Origin of the sequence: Lactobacillus apis, from assembly GCF_002837055.1 — a bacterium.
In the GTDB taxonomy this organism is placed as follows: Bacteria; Bacillota; Bacilli; order Lactobacillales; family Lactobacillaceae; genus Lactobacillus; species Lactobacillus apis.
Genome location: NZ_PDKP01000025.1, coordinates 1 through 7,001 on the forward strand (window position 1 = coordinate 1; position 7,001 = coordinate 7,001).

Consider the following 7,001-nt stretch of genomic DNA (forward strand, 5'->3'; position numbering starts at 1 on the left):
GTTACTAAAAATTGATAATGAATATGGTACTCTTGAGCCAGATAAGTATGCTGACTTCTTAGTTTTAGATAATAATCCATTGGAAAGCGTTAAAGCCGTACAGCAGGAAGACAAAGCTGTTTATAAAAAGGGCCAACGTGCTTACTAATTAGTAATAACTAAAAAACCTTCTAATTTGAACAAATGTGTTCATTCTAGAAGGTTTTTTATCGTAAAAATTAATCAACTGTTAAATAATTTATACTATTTTTGGACACTGGCTTTTTCTTCAACCCTGCCAAAATGTGTATTAAATGCTAAATTCAAAACAATTGCTGCCAAAGCGCCAATCGTAATCGGTGACTTCAAGAAGTATTGCAAGAATAATGGTGCTTGAGCAATTACTTTAGCTGGAATAAGAACTAAAGCAAAAGTTAATACCATTGGAACTCCTACCACGTAAATTTGGTTACCGTTAGCTTCAGGAATAGACTTTAAGCCGTTCAACATAATAATCACACAGATAATCGCAAAAATCCCACCAATTACAGGACTCGGAATAGCTGCTAAAAAAGCTGAAAGCTTACCAACAAAACCTAAAACAACAAACCAAATTCCGACTGATAAAAATACTTTACGGCTAGCCACCCCAGTAATTGATACAACCCCTGCATTTGTGGAATAGCCTGTCATAGGCGTGCTTCCCAGTAAAGCGGCAACTAAACAACTTAGACCTTCACCAACTAGGCCACGATCCCACTGTTTTTTCGTGATTTCGATTCCTGTTACATTGCTCATCGCAAACCAAGTACCCATTGTTTCGGTTGTTAGAACAATATAAATAATCACAAAGGTAAGAATTGCGCTGAGAGAAAACCTAACACCATAATGCAAAATCGTAAATTGTGGCCATGAGAACCAGGCAGCTTTTTGTACGCTCTCCCAGCTGAACATGTGCATGCTTGCCGCTGCAACGGTCCCAACGAACATCGCAATAACAATCGAACCTGCTTTTAACATGTTCTTTAGTCGACCAGCATAATTGCTAAGAATAAGCACAATTAGTAATGACCCCATTGTAATTCCAGCTAAAGCAATATTTCGATTTAAATTACCGCTAGCTTGAAAGATATTGTCATTGAGTGCTGAAGGCATGAGTGAGAGGCCCACACAAGCAATAATTGTGCCGCCAACTACTGGTGGTACTAACTTATTAACAACCTTCTGATAAACGCCACTTAAGCCCAGAAGTACTACAAGCAAGGCACCAACAATTGTTGCCCCTAGAACCGTTGCCATTCCGCCGTTAGGACCACCATTAGCTAAATAAACGCCAACTACTGCACCAACTGGTACATAAGAAGGTCCTTGAGACATTGGCATTTTCATCAAAAGGCCTGTTTGGATTAACGTGCCGATTCCACAAGCTAAAAATGCAACTTGTAAAAATCCTGTTTTTTGTGCAGCTCCCATTGATAATAAGCCTGCGATGATTAATGGTGGCACATAGACGTCCATTGCCAAAACATGCTGCAGACCCAATAGGCCAGCTTCTAGAGTAGGAACACTATCATCTGGACCGTAAATTAATCCATTATCTTTCGTCTGCATTATTTTTCTCCTTACTTGCAGCTACTTGACCTTGTACCATGACCTGATCAATATTTTCTTTAGTGGTTTGATAAAGCAACTTTTCAAAGCGCATTTGTGGACTTTCATCTTGAAAGGCAGTCCAATTTTGATGAACAACTTGTAAGTCGGCATAACAGCCAGCTTTAATTTCTCCTGTAGGCAACTGTAAGCTCAAAGCTCCTCCAACCGTAGCCAGATAAAAAGCATTTTTCATCGACAATATATCGTCTTTGGTACCGCGAACCTGCGGATCCAATTCAGCATCAACTCCCTCGTAGCGCTGGTGTGAAGAGACCACTGCTTGGCGGATGTTTTGATAAATGCTTGGACTATAGCCACCAGAAATATCGGTTCCTAAACCAATCTTATTACCATTTTGTAAGATTTGTTTAGCAGGTAAAACGGCATTGCCAAAGTAGACGTTTGAAATTGGACAATGCGCCAGCCCAACCTCTTTTTCTCTAAATAAAGCTATATCATCGTCATTTAATAAAGTGCCATGCGCCATTACGGACTTATCTGTCAATAACCCAAACTGATCTAAAACTTCAGCATCTCGTTTATTGTAATGTTCTAACGCATAGCCATTTTCCCAATCGCTCTCACTACAATGAGATTGCACTGGAAGATCATACTTCTGCGCCAATTGCCCTAATCCAAGCAGTGCCTCATCTGTACAGCTTGGCAAAAAACGTGGCGTAATAACAGGTGTAGCTGGAATAGTCTCATTTTCATTTAGCTCAAAAACAGTCTTGATAAAAGATTCAGTTTCAGTTAGTGCTTGTGCAGCAGTTTGGTCACGATAGTTTTCAGGCGTTTGCTCAGGATTATCCATCACAACTTTGCCGACAAATCCACGCTGGTGGTACTTTAAACAAGCCTTGACCAATTCCAAGTTACCAGAATTGTGAACTGAACCAAAATAAAGAGCGGTGGTGGTTCCCTGAGCCAGTAGTTCCTGAACTAAATCCTCATAGACTTTTTGCGCAAAATCCGAACTTTTATATTTTTCCTCTAATGGAAAAGTATAAACGTTGAGCCAGTCTTCCAGTGGTAAATCCAATGCTACTCCCGCATTGGGCCACTGGGGAGCGTGGATATGCAAGTCAATAAAACCTGGTAAAATTACTTGATCATCGTCTAGTTTTAGCAAGTAATCTCCCCTACTTGCTGAAGCTTTAACTTCTTGATAGTTAGCTTCCCCTGACTGAATAATTTCAGCAATATAGCCCTGACTATCAATACAAATTAGAGCTTGCTCTTGATACTCAATCTCATCTGGATTGATTGCAGTATAATAATTTCCTTGAATAACAGTTGAAAAATTAATGGTTCTCTCCTCCTTAATATCGAACATTTTTGTTATATTATAGTTTTAATATTCGCATATTTATTGTAACAAACTAACTTAGCAGAGGACAACTTTATTTTCAAAAGTTATTCATTACTATAAACCAAGTGGCGTATACTGATTGTGACAAAACATTAAACTTTAAGAAATACAGTAAAATCGACTATGACTAATTCAATTACTCAAAATGCCCTTCGGGCGCTTTTATACGAAGTTGTTACACAACCTAAACCAGGCCTCGTCGATCCCTTAAGCCAGGGACCGCATCCCGATATGAATATTTATACTTTTATTGATAGTAGCTTGAGCTTAGAGCACTATTTTTCTGAAGCAGTTGAGATCGGACAAACCTTTCAGTCAACTGATTTAACGCAAATGTTTCAGCAATTAAGACAACAAGGTATTTTGGCTGAAAAAGAGATGTACACCGCTACTAAAGGAATAAATACTCATAAAGGTGCTATTTTTTCTTTAGGCATTTTTGTTTGTGCTGAAAGTTACAGTAAGAAAAATCAAACTGAAATATTTACTACAATTAAACGGATGTGTCATAGCTTAGTAGAGCACGATCTAATTAACAATAATAAACTGCAAACCGCAGGCGAAAAAGAATACCAGCAATATGGTACAGGCGGTGCGCGCCAGCAGGCTGAGCTAGGCTACCCTATCATTAGCGATATCGCCTTACCTTTTTTAAAAAATAGTTCTGGTAGTTTACAAGTGCGTCTTCTAGACACATTGATGAAAATTGCCACAATTACTGTTGATAGCAATTTAATCAAACGAGCGGGTAATTATGATGCTGTTAAATGGCTTCAAAAACGCGCTCTTAGGTATTTAGAACTGGGCGGCTATGGTTCCCCATTAGGTAAAAAAGAACTCTTAAAATTAAACCAGGAGTGTTTGGAAAAGAACTATAGTTTAGGAGGCTGTGCCGACCTATTAATTGTGACTATCTTTTTGGGTTTAGAAAAAGGCTACATTGTCTAGAACAAAAAAATACTAGCTAATCTATTTAGATTAACTAGTTTTTTTCGTTTAAGTAAAAATCACAATATGATTAATGGTGTGACGCACCACTTACTACATCAGTATCTTCAATTTCACTGCATGCTGTATCGGCAGCAATACGACCAAAGGTAAAAATATCAGCCAAGGAGTTACCGCCAAGACGGTTACCAGCGTGCAATCCACCGGCAACTTCACCGGCCGCATACAAGCCAGGAATCACTTGATCTTTTTCACCAAGTACTTGTGCCTTTGGATTAATCTTTAAACCACCCATTGTGTGATGAATTGCTGGTTTACGTGGTGTTGCATAAAATGGTGCAACTTCACACTTGAGGTTGAACGCACTTTTACCAAATTCTGGATCATTTCCGGCATCAACATATGAATTATATTTCTTAATAGTATTAACTAATGTATCTGGATCCATACCAGCTTTTTCAGCTAATTCTTCTAATGTATCAGCTTTTAGAAGAGTGCCTGCCTCAACTTGAGCTTCGAGTGATTCTTCTGTGGTATTGTATGCTGTCTTTTTAATTTTATCGTCTGCAATTAAGTAAAATAGGGTTCCATTAGCAATCGCAGCTTTGGCAAGGGTGTCACGTTCTGCAAATTCGTTCACAAAACGCTCACCTTTTTGGTTAACCATAATAAAGTTTTCTGGTGGTGTTTGAATTCCAGTAAACAATTCACCTGTCTTAGGATCTGAAACAGGCATCAACTGAATAAAGCCCATGCCAATTAAATCTGCGCCTGCTTCTTTACCTAAGGCAATACCGTCACCTGTAATTGCTGGAGAGTTAGTTGTCGCAATATCATCATCAATGTGTTCCCAGTATGTATTGTACTTTTGCACCATTTTGGTATTTGCACCAAAACCACCAGAAGTCAAAATAACCTTCTGCGCATGAATAGTGATCTTATTGCCGTTACTGCCTTGTGCAACGACACCAGTAACTTTGCCATTTTCAATGATTAAATGTGTTGCCCTTGTTTCAGTTAAAACTGTAGCACCATGGTCTTCAATCCAATCACCTAAAACATGAATAAAGGCATAACCCATTGGCTCAACAGGCTTGTGACCACGACGCCATAGTGCCCCAACTGGCATTGTTACGTCCGAACGGTCAAATTTAACACCTAAATCTGTTAGCCACTTAACTGAATCAAGCACATTGTTAACAAGTTCAGTAACTAAAGCATAGTTACCGTGAATTTCATTGCCATTTAAGTCTGTTCTTTTACCTCCTAAATAAGTTTGAATTTCGTGTAGTAAAACTGAATCAAACAAGTAGTCAGCGCCAGATTCAACATATTCATTAATTTGTTGTTGCAGCTTCTTAAAATCTTCCTGATATTCAGGGTCAATTTCGTCAATTGGTGTTTGAGCAAGCTTTTCAAGACTTTCTTTTTCACCAGAAAGAGCTTTAAATTGATTTTGCCATTCTGGCTCAGCCGCATTAAGTGGACCACCAGCCCTTGTAGTATTACCACCAATTTGAGGATACTTTTCAAGCACAACAACTTTTTTATTATTTTGAATTGTTCGTGCTGCCGCAGTTAAACCAGCGCCACCGGCTCCAATTACAACAACATCGGTATTATATTCCTCATCTTGTCCTGCATCTGCACTAGGCTTAGGACGATTAGCCCATTCTTCTGGATCGCCGCCGGCCTCTTTGATTGCTTGACTGACGCCATCAACAACGCCATGACTTGAAATTGTGGCACCACTGACAGCATCTACGTTTAAAGTTTGATTATTGATAATTTGTTCTGGTAAACGTTTAAAAACTTCGTCTGCTACACCCTTGGTTTCACCACTTGAATCGACTGTTATTTCTTCAATCCGATCTTGTGAAAGTGTAACTTTCATTGGCATAAAACTTGAGCCATGTCCCTTAGCTTTTACAGCATATGTACCTGGTTTCATTTCGAATTATTCCTCCTTATTTACATCTTTAATAACTAAATTTTACTAGCTTTCAATATTTAGTTGAAATACTTTTATAGCAAGTAGGCTATAATAAAAATGTTATCGGAGGACGAATATGAAAGATCCAGAAATTTTAATCCATTATCTTGATGTTTTGTTAAAGGAAAGTAATTTTACGCGCGCAGCACGTGAACTCTATATTTCTCAACCTTATTTAACCCAACTAATTAAACGGATTGAGCGCAAACTAGGTACTAAAATACTAAATAGAGATGTTGCACCCTATACTTTAACGAAAGCCGGAGTGATCTATTATAAGTATCTTGAAACAGCTATTACTAATAACCAAAAGCTAGAAGATAAACTTACGCCTTATACTGATCCCAATAAAGAAATCGTTCGAATAGGGATACTGGAGAGCCTAGGTACCTTTTTATTGCCGGAACTCTTACCTGAATTTCTTGCTCAAAATCCTAACATCAAGGTTCAACTAACAGAGACTTACCCCAGAAAAAGTGAAGCTCAACTTCTAGCTGAACAAGTAGATTGCTATATTGGCCAAACACCTGAATCACTAAGCAGTGGGCTAGATTTTTATGTTAATGGTGGTGAAAACTACTACATTATTATTTCGCCAAAATCAAGGTACTTTAAAAAAGGGCGCTTTATCCTTGAACCAGATGAATATGATATCAAAACAATTATCAAGGAACCTTTTGTTGTTAGTTCTTCAAATTCCGCTATTCGTCACCAAGTTAATGGTGTATTTCAAAAATTTCATGTTAAACCAAATATCGTATTAGAAACTAATAGTATCCTAACCGCAACCAACTTAGCCATTAAAGGTGTAGGATTAACTATTTCAGCCGCAAGTATAATCAAGCGCATGAACCAAACACCAATTAATCTTTTACCCTTAAATAAAAACATCATTACCGTTAAGTACTTTATTGCAGTAAAGACAGGGATTAAACAAAAAGAAGGTGTCAAAAAACTAATTGCAAAGTTTATGGAAAAGAATATTCAGCCAAATATCCGATAACCACAAATACAACAAAAAAGAGGATCAATTAAGATCCTCTTTTCTTGTACTTT

5 protein-coding genes and 1 pseudogene are annotated in these 7,001 nt (G+C 37.9%); 3 read left to right on the forward strand and 3 right to left on the reverse strand.

Annotated features, from left to right (window positions below; translation table 11 throughout):
* Positions 1-148: pseudogene (locus tag CRG87_RS08155) on the forward strand (amidohydrolase family protein); the annotation flags it as partial.
* A 95-nt stretch (positions 149-243) separates the two neighbouring features.
* On the opposite strand, the gene CRG87_RS07295 reads toward CRG87_RS08155, so the two are convergent.
* Both CRG87_RS07295 and CRG87_RS07300 read right to left on the reverse strand, forming a co-directional pair.
* Positions 244-1,590: a uracil-xanthine permease family protein gene (locus tag CRG87_RS07295; RefSeq protein ID WP_074426115.1), complete on the reverse strand. Its 1,347-nt coding sequence runs from the start codon at positions 1,588-1,590 to the stop codon at positions 244-246.
* Positions 1,574-2,968 (reverse strand): amidohydrolase family protein, encoded by a 1,395-nt coding sequence (locus tag CRG87_RS07300; RefSeq protein WP_074426116.1) that lies wholly within the window; start codon positions 2,966-2,968, stop codon positions 1,574-1,576. Before CRG87_RS07300 ends, CRG87_RS07295 begins: the two co-directional genes overlap by 17 nt.
* A gap of 159 nt (positions 2,969-3,127) precedes the next feature.
* Here CRG87_RS07300 and citG point away from each other — a divergent pair, with 159 nt between their 5' ends.
* Complete coding sequence (citG, locus tag CRG87_RS07305) at positions 3,128-3,952, forward strand: triphosphoribosyl-dephospho-CoA synthase CitG (RefSeq protein ID WP_074426117.1); 825 nt, start codon at positions 3,128-3,130, stop codon at positions 3,950-3,952.
* A 70-nt stretch (positions 3,953-4,022) separates the two neighbouring features.
* On the opposite strand, the gene CRG87_RS07310 is transcribed toward citG, so the two are convergent.
* A complete protein-coding gene (locus CRG87_RS07310; protein WP_074426118.1) occupies positions 4,023-5,903 on the reverse strand; it encodes a flavocytochrome c in 1,881 nt (626 codons plus the stop codon).
* A gap of 118 nt (positions 5,904-6,021) precedes the next feature.
* On the opposite strand from CRG87_RS07310, the gene CRG87_RS07315 reads away from it, so the two are divergent.
* Positions 6,022-6,948, forward strand: coding sequence for a LysR family transcriptional regulator (locus CRG87_RS07315; RefSeq protein ID WP_074426119.1), 927 nt, complete (start codon positions 6,022-6,024; stop codon positions 6,946-6,948).
* The last annotated feature ends 53 nt before the right edge of the window (positions 6,949-7,001 follow it).